A 15322-nucleotide genomic window follows, 5' to 3' on the forward strand; every position below is an offset into this window, starting at 1 on the left:
CATACGAGATCACCTTCAACTGCGGCAAGCTCCGGCGCAGGAACCGCGCCAGCATCGCGCGCAGCGAATGCTGCACGAGCAGCACCGGCGGCAAGCCCAGGTTCTGCTGACGCATGATCGCGTTTTGCGTCGAGTTCATCAGCGTCTGCGCGAGTCCCGGTTCCAGTCCCGGATTCGGACCCGTCGACAATGCCTGCGACAGCACGCGCTCCAGCGTCGGATCGAGGCCCATCACCTGCAGATCGTCGTTGCCCGGATACCACTGCTGCGTGATCGCGCGGCCCAGCGCGAGACGTACCGCCGCCGTGAGATCGTGTGCATCCGAAACACGCGGCGCGTGTTCCTGCAACGCGTCGAGAATCGTACGCATGTCGCGGATCGGCACGCTTTCGTCCAGCAGGTTCTGCAACACCTTCTGCAGCGTCGTAAGCGAAATGACCTTCGGCACGAGATCTTCCGTCAGCGAAGGCGTGTCCTTGCCGATGCGCTCCAGCAGCGCCTGCACTTCCTGACGGCCGAGCAATTCGGCAGCATGCGTCACGACGAGGTGATTCAAATGCGTCGCGACCACCGTGCTCGCATCGACGACCGTGTAGCCGTAGACCTGAGCCTGTTCGCGCAGATTCGTATCGATCCACACCGCCGGCAGACCGAACGCCGGATCCTGCGTCTGCGCGCCCGGCAGCGCGGCCGAGACCTGTCCCGGATTGATCGCGAGCCACTGACCCGGAAACGCTTCGCCGACGCCCACTTCCACGCCCTTCAGCGCAATGCGATAACCGTTCGGCCGCAGTTCGAGATTGTCGCGAATATGGATGACCGGCGGCAAAAAGCCGATTTCCTGCGCGAATTTCTTGCGGATGCCCTTGATCCGCTTGAGCAATTCGCCGTCGCTGTTGCGATCGACGAGCGGAATCAGGCGATAACCCACCTCGAGCCCGAGCGGATCGATGAGCGACACGTCCTCCCAACTGGCCTCGGCATTTTCGGCGGAAGCCGCAGCCGCGCTCGCCTGGAGCGGCGTGACATCGGTGACGGCGCTTTTCTTCTTCGCTTCGGCGCGCTTGTTCATCGTGCGCGCGGCGTAGATGAGGCCGCCGCCGAGCAGCATGAACGCGAAGTGCGGCATGCCCGGAATCAGGCCCATCACGCCGATGATCACGCCTGTAATCATCAAGACGCGCGGGTTCTGGAACAACTGGCCGGTCAGCTGCGTGCCGATGTCTTCCTCGGTCGCGACGCGCGACACGATCACGCCCGCCGCCGTCGAGATGATGAGCGACGGAATCTGCGCGACGAGGCCGTCGCCGATCGTGAGCAGCGTGTAGTTGGTCGCCGCGTGCCCGAAGTCCATGTCGTGCTGGAGCATGCCGACGATCAGCCCGCCCACCACGTTGATGACCATGATGAGCAAGCCCGCGATCGCGTCGCCGCGCACGAACTTCGACGCACCGTCCATCGAACCGTAGAACTCGGCTTCCTGCGCGACCGCCTGACGGCGCTTCTTCGCCGTTTCCTCGTTGATGAGACCGGCGTTCAGATCGGCGTCGATGGCCATCTGCTTGCCGGGCATCGCATCGAGCGTGAAGCGCGCGCCGACTTCGGCGATACGTCCCGCGCCCTTCGTGATCACCATGAAGTTGATGATCATCAGAATCACGAACACGACGATACCGACCGCGAAATTCCCGCCGACGAGAAAGTGCCCGAACGATTCGATCACCTGACCGGCCGCGTCCGGGCCGGTGTGACCCTCGAGCAGCACGATACGCGTCGACGCGACGTTCAGCGACAGGCGCAGCAGCGTCGAGAACAGCAGCACGCTCGGGAACGCCGCGAAATCGAGCGGCTTTTGCGTGTACATGCTGACGAGCAGCACCATCACCGACAGCGCGATGTTGAAGGTGAACAACAGATCCAGCAGGAACGCCGGCAAGGGCAGAATCATCATGCCCAAGATCATGCAGATCAGGATCGGGCCGGCTAAGGCGCGAAGGTTCTGCGCGCCCAGCGCGTCGGGCCGTTTGGCGAAAAATCCAGCGCGCGCGTTCATGCTGCGGCTCCATTGTCAGTGTTGTCGCCAGCCAGGGCTTCGGCAGCTTCCTGATCGGCGTCGGCGTCGGAAACGCCGCCTTTGTCCAGGTCCTTCGGCACCTCGAGATCGGACGGTTCGTCCGGCTTGATGCCGCCATCTTCCTTGTAGCGCTTGAGCTGGTAGACCCACGCCAGCACTTGCGCGACCGCGCCGTACAACGCGCCCGGAATCTCGCGGTTGATCTCGACGTTGTGATACAGCGCACGCGCGAGCGGCGGCGCTTCGAGCAGCGGCACGTTGTGCTCGCGGCCCAGTTCGCGGATGCGCGCCGCGACCAGATTCACGCCCTTCGCGACCACCTTCGGCGCGCGCATCTCGCCGTCGGCGTACTTCAGCGCGACGGCGAAGTGCGTCGGGTTCGTGACGATGACATCGGCGGTCGGAATCGCCTGCATCATCCGGCGACGCGCGGCCGCGCGCTGCTGCTGGCGGATCTTGCCCTTGATGTGCGGATCGCCTTCGTTTTCCTTGTGCTCGCGCTTCACTTCTTCCTTGCTCATGCGCAGCTTCTTCGCGTGCGAGTAAAGCTGATACGGCACGTCGACGGCCGCGACGAGAAACAGTCCGCCGATCGCCATCGCGCAGCACACGAAGATCATGTGCATCGCGTCGGCGAGCGCGAGATCGAGCGGCTTCGTCAAAAGGCCGAGCACTTCGGCCTTGCGGCTCCACATCGCCCAGCCCGCCATGCCGCCGACCACCGCCGTCTTCAAGAGCGACATGCCGAGCTGCACCGGGCCTTGCATCGAGAAAATCTTGCCGAGACCGCTGATCGGATTCAGACGCCCGAAGTTCGGCGCGAGCGGTTTCGTCGTGATGAGCCAGCCGCCGAGAGCCATCGGCGCGACGAGCGCGGCGAATCCGGTCAGCAGCAGCACGGGCAAAACGGCGAAGAGACCTTCCCGGCCCGCGTTCGCCGCGCCGATCATCATCTGGTGCGTGTCCAGCACCGTCGCGTGATCGAACGTGAACGCGCCGCGAAGAATCGTCTGCAAATGCTGGTTGATCGGCCCCGACAACGCCCACACGCCGAAAAAACCCGCCGCCAGCAGCGCGAACGACGCGAGCTCGCGCGAACGCGCAACCTGACCGTCCTCCCGCGCCTTTTCCAGGCGCTTGGGAGTCGCTGATTCGGTTTTTTCGAGATCGCTTTCTTCTGCCACCGGGCCTTACTCCATCGCTTCCATCGGTTTCACATGCGAGCGGCACGAAGCCGCTTTTTGATGAAAGCGATTATTGCGGAAGGCGTCGAGCAGCCATCGGCGGATAAAGCCGGGGAAAAGGGGGTTATTCGGCCGATGAAAGCGCGGGAAACAAAAGCGGCGCGCGCCTCGCGAGAAGCGCGCGCCGTTCGAGAGGCGAGAAACGGCAATGACAGGCGATCAGGCGCCGGGCACGCGGCCGTCCGGACCGTAGAAGCCGCCCTTCGACGGAGCGACCTGCATCGCGGCGAGCGCCTTGCGGTTGTATTCCATGCGGGTGCGGATCAGCACGCCGTTGTTGTTGTTGCCCTGTTTCGCGCGGCGGGCCGCGGCGGTGAGCAGCGCCCATTGCTCGGCGATCTTGCTGTCGCCCGCAGCGGCCGCTTCCATGCCGACGAAGCCGCCGGGAAAACCGAGCGCGTTCAATTGTTCGTCGCGCGCCTTTTCGAGAGCGGAGATGCGTTCGGTGAGCGCGGTCTTGTTCTCGATGATCGTCGGCAGCGCCGGAAGCGGCTGCGCGGCGATCAGCGCTTTTTCCTCGACCTCGAGGAGGGATTCGAAGGCCAGAACAGCGGCGACTTCTTCGGTGACAGTGGCAAGCAGGGCGTCTCTCATTGCATCGCTCGAAAAGCGGTTTGAAAAGCCGCCCGGTGTCGCCAACGCTCGCCGTCACGCGCAAGGCGCTACGGAAGCGTTCAGCCGCCGGTCGGCGGGGTTCTCGTTTGCAGCAGGTCGCGAGCGGTGCTCAAAATGCCGTCGGCGATCTTGCTGGTGTCCATCTTCAGGCTGCCGTCGCGGATTGCGGCCTTGATCGACTCGACTTTCGCCGTGTCGATGTCCGAGCCGCTCGATGCGCGCAAGTCGCTCGAAACCGACGACAGACTCACCGTCGAATTCTTCGCCGGGCTCGCGCCCGCTTGCGATTGCTGCACGGTGCCCGCGGCACCTTTCGCGTCGTTTTGCGACGCGCGCGGCAGATTGTCTTGAAGGCCAGCCAGATTGGTGTTGCTATTCGATTCGATCTTCACGATTTCCATTCCCGAACGTGTTGAGTCCTTTAACGGCGACGGGTCTTGAAAACTTTACCCTGACGCCGGACTGCCAACTGCCGTTCGCTCTGCCTATCGCGCTCTGAGCCTTATTTGGCGGGCATCGAGCGCATTTGCAACAAAATGAAACAAGTGTGGGGGACCGAACACATCCCGTTTTACAGGGCCACTTCCACCGTCTGACTGTCCTTCACGATGCCGGTGATGATCTGGCCACCGGCGGTTTTGACGCGTACTTGCTGGCCGGGCGCCGCGTTGTTCATCACGGTGCCGTCGGCGGAAATCGAGAATCCGGAGCCGCCGGCGACGACGTGCACGGTCTGGCCGATCGACACCGACGTCGACGCGCGCAGCATGTCGGTGCGCAGCGGCAGGCCGGCCGGCACGCGCGACAGTGCGACTGCGCCGACGGCCTGAGCCGGATCGGTGACGATGGCCTGCGGCATCACGGTGAGATCGCCGTCGCGGGCGACGAGATCGGCGTTGTTCAGCACTTCGCCCGGCGCGATTGCGCGCGCGGCGGTGTAGTAAGTGGCGTTGATCGATACGCGCGCCTGCACGTAAAGCGTCCACGGACGCTCGCCGACGCAGCGCACGCCGACCGTCAGTCGACCCCAGAGGCGCGCGCCCGTCGGCATGAACGGATCGAGCGCCGAGCACGCCGCGAGACCGCGCGGAAAGACCGGCGTCACGGTGATGTCGACCTTGCCCGGCAAGCCGGCGGCCTGCTGCTGAAGAAAGTTGAGCGCGGTGAGGCGGATCGATTCGCCGTCTTGCATGGTGGCGGCTGCCGCTGCGGCCGGCGTTGCTGCTGCCGCCGACGGATTGAAGCTCACGCGCTTCATCGGCGAAGCGGTGGCGGCGACGGGCGTCGCGGGGCTGGCCGCGACGGGCTTGACGCTCGCGCCGCGGACGACGCCATCGTCGCGCGTCACGACGACGGGCATCACCTCGCGCGAAGCGGATGCGGCCGGCGCTTTCTGAAGCGCAGGCGCCGCAACCGCAACCGCGCGCGCAGGCTTCGCTTCGCCCGGTCCGGGAATCACGATCATGCCGCTCGCGTCGTTCATCGCGCTGTTCATCGAATCGTCGGCGGCGTCGGCGCGGGCGTCGAGTTCGAGCGCGGCGTTGCGCATCGCGGCGTCGGCGGCTTTGGTCGCGGCGCGATAGCCGCTCGGGCCCGGACGCGTTGTTTCAGGCGCGGGCGCCGCGGCAACGGGCGTCGCGGCGCGTGCCGTCAGCTTTTGGGCCATGTCGGCGGCGGCGGCCGGATTGGTTTCGGCGTTGCCCGGAATGACGATCGGGCCGTCGGCCTGCTGCGCCTGTGCGAGCGCAGCCACGCCCATCCATAGAGACACGCCGGCCAGACCGCGCAGCGTGCGGCGCGCGAACGTCGCTGCGGCGCGAGCCGTAGGGTTCGATGCACGTTTCGCGGACCTGCTCATCGACTTTCTCCGTACCTGATTCGATCGGGCCGCAAACGATGCGGCGACTGCATTGATCCGTTTGCGGCGGGAAAAAGACCCGCAATCGGCAACGAGACGAATTCTAGATATCGGCCGGATAACGCAAGCGTCGAATAGAGGCCCCGTTTCCCGGTTATTCGTCGGATTAGTTATTGCGCGCCGCTCCTAAGATGCGTGTCATGCAAAAAGGCCCCGGCGCTGCCGACAGGAGAAACCGCAATGCTTGACAGACTCGACAAGGAATTCGCATTTGGCCGCGAGGCGCTCGACGTGCGCGCGTATCGGCAGGAATTGCTGTCGTCGAATATCGCCAACGCCGACACCCCCGGCTACAAGGCGCGCGACGTCGACTTTTCGAGCGCGCTCGCGGGCGCGCTCAAGCAGGGCGGCAGCGCATCGAACGGCTCGACGCTGAAGATGGCGCAACCCGTCCGCGTCAGCACGAGCGGCGGCATGGCGACGACGGCCAAGGGCCACATGAGCGGCACGTCGACGCTGTCCGCGTCGGGCGGCCCGAGCGACGACTACGGCAAGCTCGCCTATCGCGTGCCGAGCCAGCCGTCGCTCGACGGCAACACGGTCGATCTCGACTCGGAACGCGTGCAGTTCGCGGACAACGCGCTGCACTTCGAGGCGGGCATGACGGTGCTGTCGTCGCAAATCAAATCGATGTTGTCGGCGATTACGTCGAACAGTTGAGCGCAGTAGGAGAAACACATGCCTTCCTTGATGAACATCTTCAACGTCGCCGGCTCGGCGATGTCAGCCCAGGCGCAGCGCCTGAACGTCACCGCGTCCAACCTCGCGAACGCGGACAGCACGACCGGCCCCGACGGCAAGCCGTACAAGGCCAAGCAGGTCGTGTTCGCGGTCGATCCGCTCGGCGGCGCGAAGACCGCGTCGGGCCAGCAGGTCGGCGGCGTGCAGGTGACGGGCGTCGTCGACGATCCGAGCCCGATGAAGACCAGCTACGACCCGAGCAACCCGGCGGCGAACGCGGACGGCTATGTGACGCTGCCCAACGTCGATCCGGTGCAGGAGATGGTCAACATGATTTCCGCGTCGCGTTCCTATCAGGCGAACGTCGAGACGCTCAACACCGCCAAGCAACTGATGCTCAAGACCCTGACCATCGGAACCTGATAGAGACACTCAAGGAACACAACGTGACGACCAGCACAACCATCGGCAGCAACGGCACCACGGTGTCGCAGACGCTGCTCGACACCATGAACGGCGCATCGTCGAGCTCGTCGACGTCGTCGACCTCGGCGACCGGCGCGCAATCGGCGTCGGATCTGCAGAACACATTCCTGACGCTGCTCGTGACGCAGCTCAAGAACCAGGATCCGACGAATCCCGCCGACAGCTCGCAGATGACCTCGCAGCTCGCGCAGATCAACACGGTGACGGGCATCGGCCAGCTGAACACGTCGCTGTCCTCGCTCGCGACTCAGCTTTCCGCCGGCCAGCAGACGCAGGCGGCGCTGCTCATCGGCTCGAACGTGCTCGCCGCAGGCAACAACATGACGGTGTCGAGCGGCAAGTCGTCGAGCTTCGGCGTGCAACTGGCCAACGACGTGAGCGACCTGCAGATCGTCGTGAAGAACTCGTCGGGCCAGATCGTCAACACGCTCGACCTCGGCGCGCAAGGCGCGGGCGTCGTGCCGGTGACGGGCTGGACGCCGGTCGATTCGAAGGGCGCCACGCTCGCCGACGGCACGTACACGATCACCGCGCAAGGCACGATCAACGGCCAGCAGGCGACCGCGACGACGCTGTCGGCTTCGCAAGTGCAAAGCGTCGTGCAGATGTCCGGCGGTGCGCCGGGCCTCAAGCTGTCGAACGGCTCCACGGTCGCGCTGTCGGGCGTCGCGTCGATCCTCTAAATCCAATTTCAGGACGGGCGCGGGCTCGTTACGGAGAAACATCAAATGAGTTACCAACAAGCACTGAGCGGTCTGGGCGCTGCATCGAGCGATCTCGACGTCATCGGCAACAACATCGCCAACGCGAACACGGTCGGCTTCAAGCAGGGCTCCGCGCAATTCGCCGACATGTACGCGAATTCGATGGCCACGGCCGTGAACAACCAGATCGGCATCGGCACGAAGCTCGCCGAAGTGCAGCAGCAGTTCTCGCAAGGCACGATCACGACGACCAACCAGGCGCTCGATGTCGCGATCAACGGCAACGGTTTCTATCAGTTGTCGAACAACGGCTCGATCGTGTATTCGCGCAACGGCGTGTTCCATCTCGACAACCAGGGCCGCATCGTCAACTCGGCGGGCCTGCAACTGATGGGTTACGCCGCGAACTCGGACGGCGTCGTCAACAGCGCGAGCACCGTGCCGCTGACCGTGCCGACGTCGAACGTCGCGCCGACCGCGACCAAGAACATCACGGCCGCGTTCAACCTGAACTCGCAGGACACCGCGCCGACCGGCGCCTTCGATCCGACCGATTCGACGACCTTCAACCAGTCGACGTCCGTCGATGTATACGACTCGCTCGGCGGCACGCAGAAAGTGTCCGTGTACTTCCAGAAGAGCGCGACGACGAATACGTGGCAAGCCTACGCGACCTACGGCGACCCGGTCAGCGCGCCGATTTCGCTCGGCACGATGGCGTTCAATTCGTCGGGCACGCTGACCTCGACGACCGATTCGAGCGGCGCGGCGACGGCGGCAACCGGCAAGTTCACGTTCTCGATTCCGAACGGCGGGGACGGCGGCGCGACGCAGCAAGCGCTGACGATCGACCTCAACGGCACCACGCAGTACGGCGCGAAAGACGGCGTGACCAACATCGCGCAGGACGGCAACAGCACGGGCGAGCTGACGGGCTTCACGGTCAGCACCGACGGCACGCTGACGGGCAACTACTCGAACGGCCAAACGAAAGCGCTCGGGCAGATCGCCATCGCCAACTTCAACAACCAGAACGGCCTGCAGGATCTCGGCGGCAACGTCTACGCGCAGACCTCGGCGTCGGGCGCACCGCAAGTCGGCGTGCCGGGCTCGACCAACCACGGCACGCTGCAGGGCGGCGCGGTGGAGAACTCCAACGTCGACCTGACGAGCGAGCTCGTGAATCTGATCACCGCGCAGCGCAACTATCAGGCGAACGCGCAGACGATCAAGACGCAGCAGACCGTCGATCAGACGCTGATCAATCTGTAACCGTCGTCTGCACGCTAATTTGACGCATTAGGAAGAAGGAAAGCGATTCATGGACCGTCTGATCTACACCGCGATGACCGGCGCGAGCCAGGCGCTCGAGCAGCAGGCCGTCGTGGCGAACAACCTCGCGAACACGTCGACCACGGGTTTCAAGGCGCAGCTCGCGGCGTTCCGCCAGGTGCCGATGTCGTTCGAAGACCAGTCCGCCGATGGCACGACGCGCACTTTCGTGCTTTCGTCGACGCCGAACGCGGACTACTCGGCAGGCCCGATCCAGCAGACGGGCAATCCGCTCGATGTCGCCGTTCAGGGACAGGGCTGGTTGTCCGTGCAGGCCGCCGACGGCAGCGAGGCTTACACGCGCGCCGGCAATCTGCATGTGGATCAGAACGGCCAGCTCGTCACGGCGAACAATCTGCCGGTGCTGGGCAACAGCGGTCCGCTGTCGATTCCGCCGGGCGCGGAAGTCACCATCGGCAAGGACGGCACGATCTCCGCGCTGATTCCCGGCGACCCGCCGACGGCGATCGCGGTCGTCGATCAGCTCAAGCTCGTGAATCCCGATCCTGCGACGCTCACGCGCGGCGATGACGGGCTCTTTCGCACCGCCGGCGGCGACCCCGCCGACGCGGATCCGAACGTGGTCGTGGCCGGCGGCGCGCTCGAAGGCAGCAACGTGAATCCGGTCGCCGCGATGGTCTCGATGATCACCAACGCGCGGCAATTCCAGATGCAGACGAAGCTGATGGAATCGGCGGACCAGAACGAACAGTCGGCCAACAAGCTGCTCAACTTCTCTTAAGCGGCAAACAGGCTGCAAACACGCGGCAAACGCCGGCTACACAGGATACGAAACAAGATGAATCGCTCTCTCTACATCGCCGCGACCGGCATGAATGCGCAGCAAGCGCAGATGGACACCATCTCGAACAACCTCGCCAACGTGAGCACGAACGGCTTCAAGGGCTCGCGCGCGGTGTTCGAGGATCTGCTGTATCAGACGACGCGCCAGCCGGGCGCGAATTCGACGCAGCAGACCGAACTCGCATCGGGCGTGCAGCTCGGCACCGGCGTGCAACAGGTCGCGACCGAGCGCCTCTACACGCAGGGCAACCTGCAGCAGACCGGCAATTCGAAGGACGTCGCGATCAACGGCCAGGGCTTCTTCCAGGTGACGATGCCCGACGGCTCGACCGCCTACACCCGCGACGGCTCGTTCCAGACGAACTCACAAGGCCAGCTCGTCACGTCGAGCGGGTATCAGCTGAATCCGGCGATCACGATTCCGCAGAACGCGACGGGGATCACCATCGGTTCGGACGGCACGGTGTCGGTGACGACCGCGAACACGTCGACCAGCACGACGGTCGGCCAGGTCACGCTCGCGACCTTCATCAACCCGGCCGGCCTCGATGCGCGCGGCGAAAACCTGTTCTCGGAAACGAGCAGCTCGGGCGCGCCGAACGTGTCGCAGCCGGGACTGAACGGCGCGGGCTCGCTGCAACAGGGTTATGTGGAAGCGTCGAACGTCAACGTGGTGCAGGAATTGGTCAACATGATCCAGACCCAGCGCGCATACGAAATCAACAGCAAGGCCGTGACCACGTCCGACCAGATGTTGCAGACGCTTTCGCAAATGCAGGTTTAATCCCCTCTATTCGACGGATGGGAATCGCGGCGATGGCGTCACACTGATGCCTGAATCCGCTTCAGAAGAGTTATCACGATGTCGCTCACTCACATTCTTTCGCGCGCGTCGATCGGCGCGCTCATCGCATCGCTGGCCGCGTGCGGCCTCGTGCCGAAAGAGCCGATCATCCAGCAGCCGATGACCGCGCGTCCGCCGCAGCCGCCCGTCGGCACGCGTTCGCCCGGCGCGATCTACAACGCGGGCTACGCGGGCCGGCCGCTGTTCGAAGACCAGCGTCCGCGCAACGTGGGCGACATCCTGACCATCGTGATCTCGGAAAACGTCAACGCGACGAAGTCGTCGGCGGCGAACACCAACCGCGGCGGCAACGCGTCGTTCGCCGTGCCGACCACGCCGGGCCTCTTCGGCGGCCTCTTCAACAACACGAACCTTTCGGCCACCGGCGCGAACAAGTTCACCGCGACGGGCGGCGCGAGCGCGGCCAACACGTTCAGCGGCACGCTGACCGTGACCGTCACGGACGTTTTGCCCAACGGCAACCTGCAGGTGAGCGGCGAAAAGCAGATGCTCATCAACCAGGGCAACGAGTACGTGCGCTTCTCGGGCGTCGTCAACCCGACGACCATCTCGGGTAGCAACACCGTCTATTCCACGCAGGTCGCCGACGCGAAGATCGAATACTCGGCGAAGGGTTACATCGACGAAGCGCAGAACATGGGCTGGCTCCAGCGCTTCTTCCTCAACGTCGCGCCGTTCTGATCATGAATCCGTTTCTCCGTTTCGTTTCGTTCTCGCTCGCAGCCGCGCTCGTCGCCATCGGTTCGGCGCATCAGGCGCACGCCGAGCGTCTCAAGGATCTCGTGCAGTTTCAGGGCGTGCGTGACAATCCGCTGATCGGCTACGGTCTCGTCGTCGGTCTCGACGGCACCGGCGACCAGACGATGCAGACGCCGTTCACGACGCAATCGCTCACCAACATGCTCGGCAACCTCGGCATCACGGTGAACCCGTCGACGTCGTCGAACATGCAATTGAAGAACGTGGCCGCCGTGATGGTGACGGCCACGCTGCCGCCGTTCGCGCGTCCCGGCGAGGCGATCGACGTGACGGTTTCGTCGCTCGGCAACGCGAAGAGCCTGCGCGGCGGCACGCTCCTGATGGCGCCGCTGAAAGGCGCCGATGGCCAGGTGTACGCGATGGCGCAGGGCAATCTCGTCGTCGGCGGCGCGGGCGCGAGCGCGAACGGCAGCAAGGTGCAGGTGAACCAGCTCGCGGTCGGCCGCATCTCGGCGGGCGCGATCGTCGAACGCGCGGTGCCGTCGGCGTTGCAGCAGCAGGGCGGCGTCATGCAGATGGAACTGCGCGAAATGGATTTCGACACGACGCAGCGCATCGTCGCGGCCGTGAACAATCAGTTCGGCATGGGCACCGCGCTCGCGCTCGACGGCCGCACGATCCAGTTGCGCGCGCCGCAGGAGCCGAGCGAGCAGGTGTCGTTCATGGCGCAGCTGCAGAACATCGACGTGCGTCCGGCGCAGGCCGCCGCGAAGGTGATCCTGAACGCGCGCACGGGTTCCATCGTGATGAATCAGATGGTCACGCTGCAGAACTGCGCGGTCGCGCACGGGAATCTGTCGGTCGTCATCAACACGAAGACGGCGGTGAGCCAGCCGAACGCGTTCTCGAACGGCCAGACGGTTGCGGCGAAGGAATCGTCGATTCAGCTGAAGCAGGACAGCGGCGCGCTCAAGATGCTGTCGGCGGGCGCGAATCTCGCGGATGTCGTGAAGGCGCTCAATGCGCTCGGCGCGACGCCGGCCGATCTCATCTCGATCCTTCAGTCGATGAAGGCCGCGGGCGCGCTGCGCGCAGACCTCGAAATCATCTAAAACGAATAAGAACCTATGAACTCGAACACGAACGGCATCGCCGGCACCGCGCTGGCATCGACCGATACGAGCAGCGGATTCTCGAATCTCTCGAACCGTTTCGCGCTCGACACGCAGGGCTTCGACGCATTGCGCGCGCAGGCCGGCGCGAACCCGCAGCAGGGCCTGAAGGAAGCGGCCAAGCAGTTCGACGCCGTCTTCACGCAGATGATGCTGAAGAGCATGCGCGACGCGACGCCTTCGGACAGCCCGTTCGAATCGAACGATTCGAAGACCTTCACGTCGATGCTCGATCAGCAATTGTCGCAGCAGATGTCGTCGAAGGGCATCGGCGTCGCGGACATGATGCTCAAGCAGCTCATGCGCAACTCGGGCGCGCAGACCGGCGCGGACGGCAAGGGCGGCGCCATGAACACGATGAGCACGATGAACGCGATGCAGACGCTCGGCGGCATGTCGGGCGGCGGCGGCGATCTCGACGCGAACGCGGGCAATCTCGCCGCGATGAACGCGATGGCGAAGGCTTACGCGGCGGCGCAGGGCAACAGGAACAACGCGTCGCTCGCCGGCAAGGGCTACACGGCGGCGGATTCGGTGGAAGCGCCGGCGCGCGGCAACGGGTCTGACAAGGTGAACGCGTTCGTCGACCGGCTCGCCGTGCCGGCGCAGGCCGCGAGCGCGGCGACGGGCATTCCGGCGCGCTTCATCATCGGTCAGGCGGCGCTCGAATCGGGCTGGGGCAAGCGCGAGATCAAGCATCCGAACGGCGCGACGAGTCACAACATCTTCGGCGTCAAGGCGACGAAAGACTGGAACGGCAAGACTGTCAGCTCGGTGACGACGGAATACATCAACGGCCGTCCGCAGAAGGTCGTCGAGAAATTCCGCGCTTACGATTCGTACGAGGACGCGCTTACCGATTACGCGAGCGTCATCAAGAACAATCCGCGTTATGCGCCGGTGATTCAGGCTTCGCGCGACGTCGCGGGCTTCGCGCACGGCATGCAGAAGGCGGGCTACGCGACCGATCCGCAGTACGCGAAGAAGCTCATCTCGATCATGCGTCAGATCGTCTGACGCCCGTTCGACCGCGTAGTTCGATATTGAAGCGCGGGCCACGCCGCGCATTCAGCCGATGTATGCGGCCGCTTTATTGCTTCGGGGAAGCAAACGTTTTACGTCCGTAGGGACGGCGCACCACATACATTTTTCGGCGGGCGACCCTAAACTTTTGAAGAGGTATGCCGCTAACCTGAATAATCGAAGTGCCGGACCTATTCGGTTCGGATCGTCGCGCGATGTTCGGGGGTCGGGCAGCGCGCGAGCACAATGAACACGGCTAGCACCATGAACACCAATCAAAAGCATGACGTTGCCGACGAGGATATCGCGCCGATCGTGGATTTCGGCAGGCGTAATCCGCTGGAAATCGGCGTGGCGCTGCGCAATCTCGCCAATCGCGGGGACTTTCTGACGGCGCAATACGGCGACGGTCAGATCGTCACGCGCGTGCTCGACGTCGATGTGACCGCGCATCGCTTCACGTTCGACTGGGGCGGTCTCGACGAGCAGAATCGCGGCGTGCTTGCGTCGCAGAAGCTGATTTTCAGTGCGGCGCCGGATGGCGTGCGCGTCGAGTTCACGACGCCGGGTGCGCGCGAAACGATGTTCGACGGGCGTCCGGCGTTCGAAGTCGATTTTCCGACGGTGCTGTACTACATGCAGCGGCGCGAGTATTTCCGTGTCGATACGCCGGTTCTCGATCCTTACATCTGCACGGGTTCGTTGCCGGATGGCGAGCGATTCCGCTTCGAGGTGCATGATCTGTCGCTGGGCGGCGTGGCGCTGCGCACGACGGATGATCGCATCGCGGATCTGGAGATGGGCATCGTGTTTCAGGATGCCGAGCTGCATTTCAGCGCGAATGGACGTGTGACGGTGGATATGATGCTGGTTTCGCATCGGGAATCGACGACGGCGAAAGGGGATCGGCGATATACCATCGGGTTCAAGTTTGTTTCGATGCCGGGGTCGGCGGAGAATACTCTTCAGCGGCTGATCACTCAGCTTGAGATGAAGCGACGGTCTTTGGCGAAGTAGGGGTTTTGCTTTTGCTTTCGTTTTCGCCGGATCCCGTTTTCGTGTCGGTCTATTAGCACTGCCCCTGTGCGGGGCGGCAGTCACTTTCTTTGCTGCTGCAAAGAAAGCAACTGTATTGAGCGTCAAGGGTTGAGTTGGTAAGGATCATGGTTTTGGGGGATTCCAAGTTGTGCCGTCGCGCATCATGGCGTTGAGCTGGGTGAGCATCTTGCGCATTGCTGCGACGAATGCGACTTTGGTCTTTTTGCCTCTGGCGCGCAGGCGGTCGCAAAACGCCTTGATGTGCGCGTTGGATCGCTGGGCGGCGACGCAGGCCATGTAGAGGGCGCGCCGCACGATGGGGCGGCCGCCCGAGACGTGCCGCTGGCCGCAGTGGGCGCCGCTATCGGAATTGAACGGGGCGAGCCCGGCGAGCGAGGCGATTTCGCGGGCGTTGAGGGTTCCGAGTTCGGGCAGAAAGGCAATGAGCACGGCCGCGGCGCCTTTGCCGATGCCGGGCACCGAGCGCAGCACGGCCTCGGTCTTGCGCCAGAGATCGTTGGCGTGCAGGAAGGCGTCGATGTCGCGATCGGCGTCCTTGATGCGCTGTGAGATGAAGCGAATGAACTCATCGATGCTTGGCAAAGCGGATTTATGGGCGCGTTTGCGGCGATTTTGCTCGGCGGTGAGCATCTCGATGAGCTGTGCG

Annotated in this window: 16 protein-coding genes; 10 read left to right on the forward strand and 6 right to left on the reverse strand. The window is 64.1% G+C overall.

Annotation, left to right across the window (positions count from 1 at the left end; translation table 11 throughout):
* From flhA to flgA, 5 genes are all read right to left on the reverse strand, one after another.
* Window positions 1-2053 (reverse strand): flagellar biosynthesis protein FlhA (gene flhA, locus BG60_RS35095; RefSeq protein ID WP_034474478.1); only part of this gene is annotated, 2053 nt, incomplete at its 3' end.
* Complete coding sequence (flhB, locus tag BG60_RS35100) at window positions 2050-3258, reverse strand: flagellar biosynthesis protein FlhB (RefSeq protein WP_034474481.1); 1209 nt, start codon at window positions 3256-3258, stop codon at window positions 2050-2052. The genes flhA and flhB, both read right to left, overlap by 4 nt.
* A 219-nt stretch (window positions 3259-3477) precedes the next feature.
* Window positions 3478-3912: a flagella synthesis protein FlgN gene (locus tag BG60_RS35105; RefSeq protein WP_034474484.1), complete on the reverse strand. Its 435-nt coding sequence runs from the start codon at window positions 3910-3912 to the stop codon at window positions 3478-3480.
* Window positions 3913-3992: 80 nt separating this feature from the next.
* Window positions 3993-4334, reverse strand: coding sequence for a flagellar biosynthesis anti-sigma factor FlgM (gene flgM / locus BG60_RS35110; protein WP_081851935.1), 342 nt, complete (start codon window positions 4332-4334; stop codon window positions 3993-3995).
* Window positions 4335-4504: 170 nt separating this feature from the next.
* Window positions 4505-5791 (reverse strand): flagellar basal body P-ring formation chaperone FlgA, encoded by a 1287-nt coding sequence (flgA, locus tag BG60_RS35115; protein ID WP_034474487.1) that lies wholly within the window; start codon window positions 5789-5791, stop codon window positions 4505-4507.
* Between the two features lie 240 nt (window positions 5792-6031).
* On the opposite strand from flgA, the gene flgB reads away from it, so the two are divergent.
* The 10 genes from flgB (at window position 6032) to BG60_RS35165 (ending at window position 14634) form a co-directional block, all read left to right on the forward strand.
* Entirely contained in the window at window positions 6032-6511 is a 480-nt protein-coding gene (flgB, locus tag BG60_RS35120; RefSeq protein ID WP_008352539.1) for a flagellar basal body rod protein FlgB, read from the forward strand.
* A gap of 18 nt (window positions 6512-6529) precedes the next feature.
* Window positions 6530-6955 (forward strand): flagellar basal body rod protein FlgC, encoded by a 426-nt coding sequence (gene flgC / locus BG60_RS35125; protein ID WP_008352540.1) that lies wholly within the window; start codon window positions 6530-6532, stop codon window positions 6953-6955.
* Between the two features lie 23 nt (window positions 6956-6978).
* Window positions 6979-7701 carry a flagellar hook assembly protein FlgD gene (locus tag BG60_RS35130; RefSeq protein ID WP_008352541.1) on the forward strand — a complete coding sequence of 241 codons (723 nt, stop codon included), beginning with the start codon at window positions 6979-6981 and terminating at the stop codon, window positions 7699-7701.
* 45 nt (window positions 7702-7746) lie between these two features.
* The gene (gene flgE / locus BG60_RS35135) at window positions 7747-8994 is read left to right on the forward strand and encodes a flagellar hook protein FlgE (protein WP_008352542.1); all 1248 of its coding nucleotides are present in this window, start codon (window positions 7747-7749) and stop codon (window positions 8992-8994) included.
* Window positions 8995-9043: 49 nt separating this feature from the next.
* On the forward strand, window positions 9044-9796 hold the full coding sequence (gene flgF, locus BG60_RS35140; protein WP_008352543.1) for a flagellar basal-body rod protein FlgF: 753 nt from the start codon (window positions 9044-9046) through the stop codon (window positions 9794-9796).
* A gap of 57 nt (window positions 9797-9853) precedes the next feature.
* A complete protein-coding gene (gene flgG / locus BG60_RS35145) occupies window positions 9854-10642 on the forward strand; it encodes a flagellar basal-body rod protein FlgG (RefSeq protein WP_008352544.1) in 789 nt (262 codons plus the stop codon).
* A gap of 78 nt (window positions 10643-10720) precedes the next feature.
* On the forward strand, window positions 10721-11404 hold the full coding sequence (locus BG60_RS35150; RefSeq protein ID WP_008352545.1) for a flagellar basal body L-ring protein FlgH: 684 nt from the start codon (window positions 10721-10723) through the stop codon (window positions 11402-11404).
* 2 nt (window positions 11405-11406) lie between these two features.
* Window positions 11407-12534 (forward strand): flagellar basal body P-ring protein FlgI, encoded by a 1128-nt coding sequence (locus BG60_RS35155; protein WP_008352546.1) that lies wholly within the window; start codon window positions 11407-11409, stop codon window positions 12532-12534.
* Between the two features lie 15 nt (window positions 12535-12549).
* Window positions 12550-13611: a flagellar assembly peptidoglycan hydrolase FlgJ gene (gene flgJ / locus BG60_RS35160; RefSeq protein WP_051996850.1), complete on the forward strand. Its 1062-nt coding sequence runs from the start codon at window positions 12550-12552 to the stop codon at window positions 13609-13611.
* Between the two features lie 270 nt (window positions 13612-13881).
* Complete coding sequence (locus tag BG60_RS35165) at window positions 13882-14634, forward strand: flagellar brake protein (protein WP_008352549.1); 753 nt, start codon at window positions 13882-13884, stop codon at window positions 14632-14634.
* 144 nt (window positions 14635-14778) lie between these two features.
* On the opposite strand, the gene BG60_RS35170 is transcribed toward BG60_RS35165, so the two are convergent.
* A partial coding sequence (locus tag BG60_RS35170) for an IS110 family transposase (protein ID WP_034474491.1) occupies window positions 14779-15322 on the reverse strand: 544 nt, incomplete at its 5' end.

The sequence above is a fragment of the Caballeronia zhejiangensis genome (genome assembly GCF_000698575.1).
GTDB classification, from domain to species: domain Bacteria; phylum Pseudomonadota; class Gammaproteobacteria; order Burkholderiales; family Burkholderiaceae; genus Caballeronia; species Caballeronia zhejiangensis.

What these genes read in the sequence shown, in the direction of transcription:
- flgE (WP_008352542.1), top strand. Translation starts at nt 7,747, where the DNA reads ATGAGTTACCAACAAGCACTGAGCGGTCTGGGCGCTGCATCGAGCGAT.
- flgM (WP_081851935.1), bottom strand. Translation starts at nt 4,334, where the DNA reads ATGGAAATCGTGAAGATCGAATCGAATAGCAACACCAATCTGGCTGGC.
- flgB (WP_008352539.1), top strand. Translation starts at nt 6,032, where the DNA reads ATGCTTGACAGACTCGACAAGGAATTCGCATTTGGCCGCGAGGCGCTC.
- flgA (WP_034474487.1), bottom strand. Translation starts at nt 5,791, where the DNA reads ATGAGCAGGTCCGCGAAACGTGCATCGAACCCTACGGCTCGCGCCGCA.
- flgF (WP_008352543.1), top strand. Translation starts at nt 9,044, where the DNA reads ATGGACCGTCTGATCTACACCGCGATGACCGGCGCGAGCCAGGCGCTC.
- BG60_RS35150 (WP_008352545.1), top strand. Translation starts at nt 10,721, where the DNA reads ATGTCGCTCACTCACATTCTTTCGCGCGCGTCGATCGGCGCGCTCATC.
- flgJ (WP_051996850.1), top strand. Translation starts at nt 12,550, where the DNA reads ATGAACTCGAACACGAACGGCATCGCCGGCACCGCGCTGGCATCGACC.
- BG60_RS35105 (WP_034474484.1), bottom strand. Translation starts at nt 3,912, where the DNA reads ATGAGAGACGCCCTGCTTGCCACTGTCACCGAAGAAGTCGCCGCTGTT.
- flgC (WP_008352540.1), top strand. Translation starts at nt 6,530, where the DNA reads ATGCCTTCCTTGATGAACATCTTCAACGTCGCCGGCTCGGCGATGTCA.
- BG60_RS35155 (WP_008352546.1), top strand. Translation starts at nt 11,407, where the DNA reads ATGAATCCGTTTCTCCGTTTCGTTTCGTTCTCGCTCGCAGCCGCGCTC.
- BG60_RS35165 (WP_008352549.1), top strand. Translation starts at nt 13,882, where the DNA reads ATGAACACCAATCAAAAGCATGACGTTGCCGACGAGGATATCGCGCCG.
- flgG (WP_008352544.1), top strand. Translation starts at nt 9,854, where the DNA reads ATGAATCGCTCTCTCTACATCGCCGCGACCGGCATGAATGCGCAGCAA.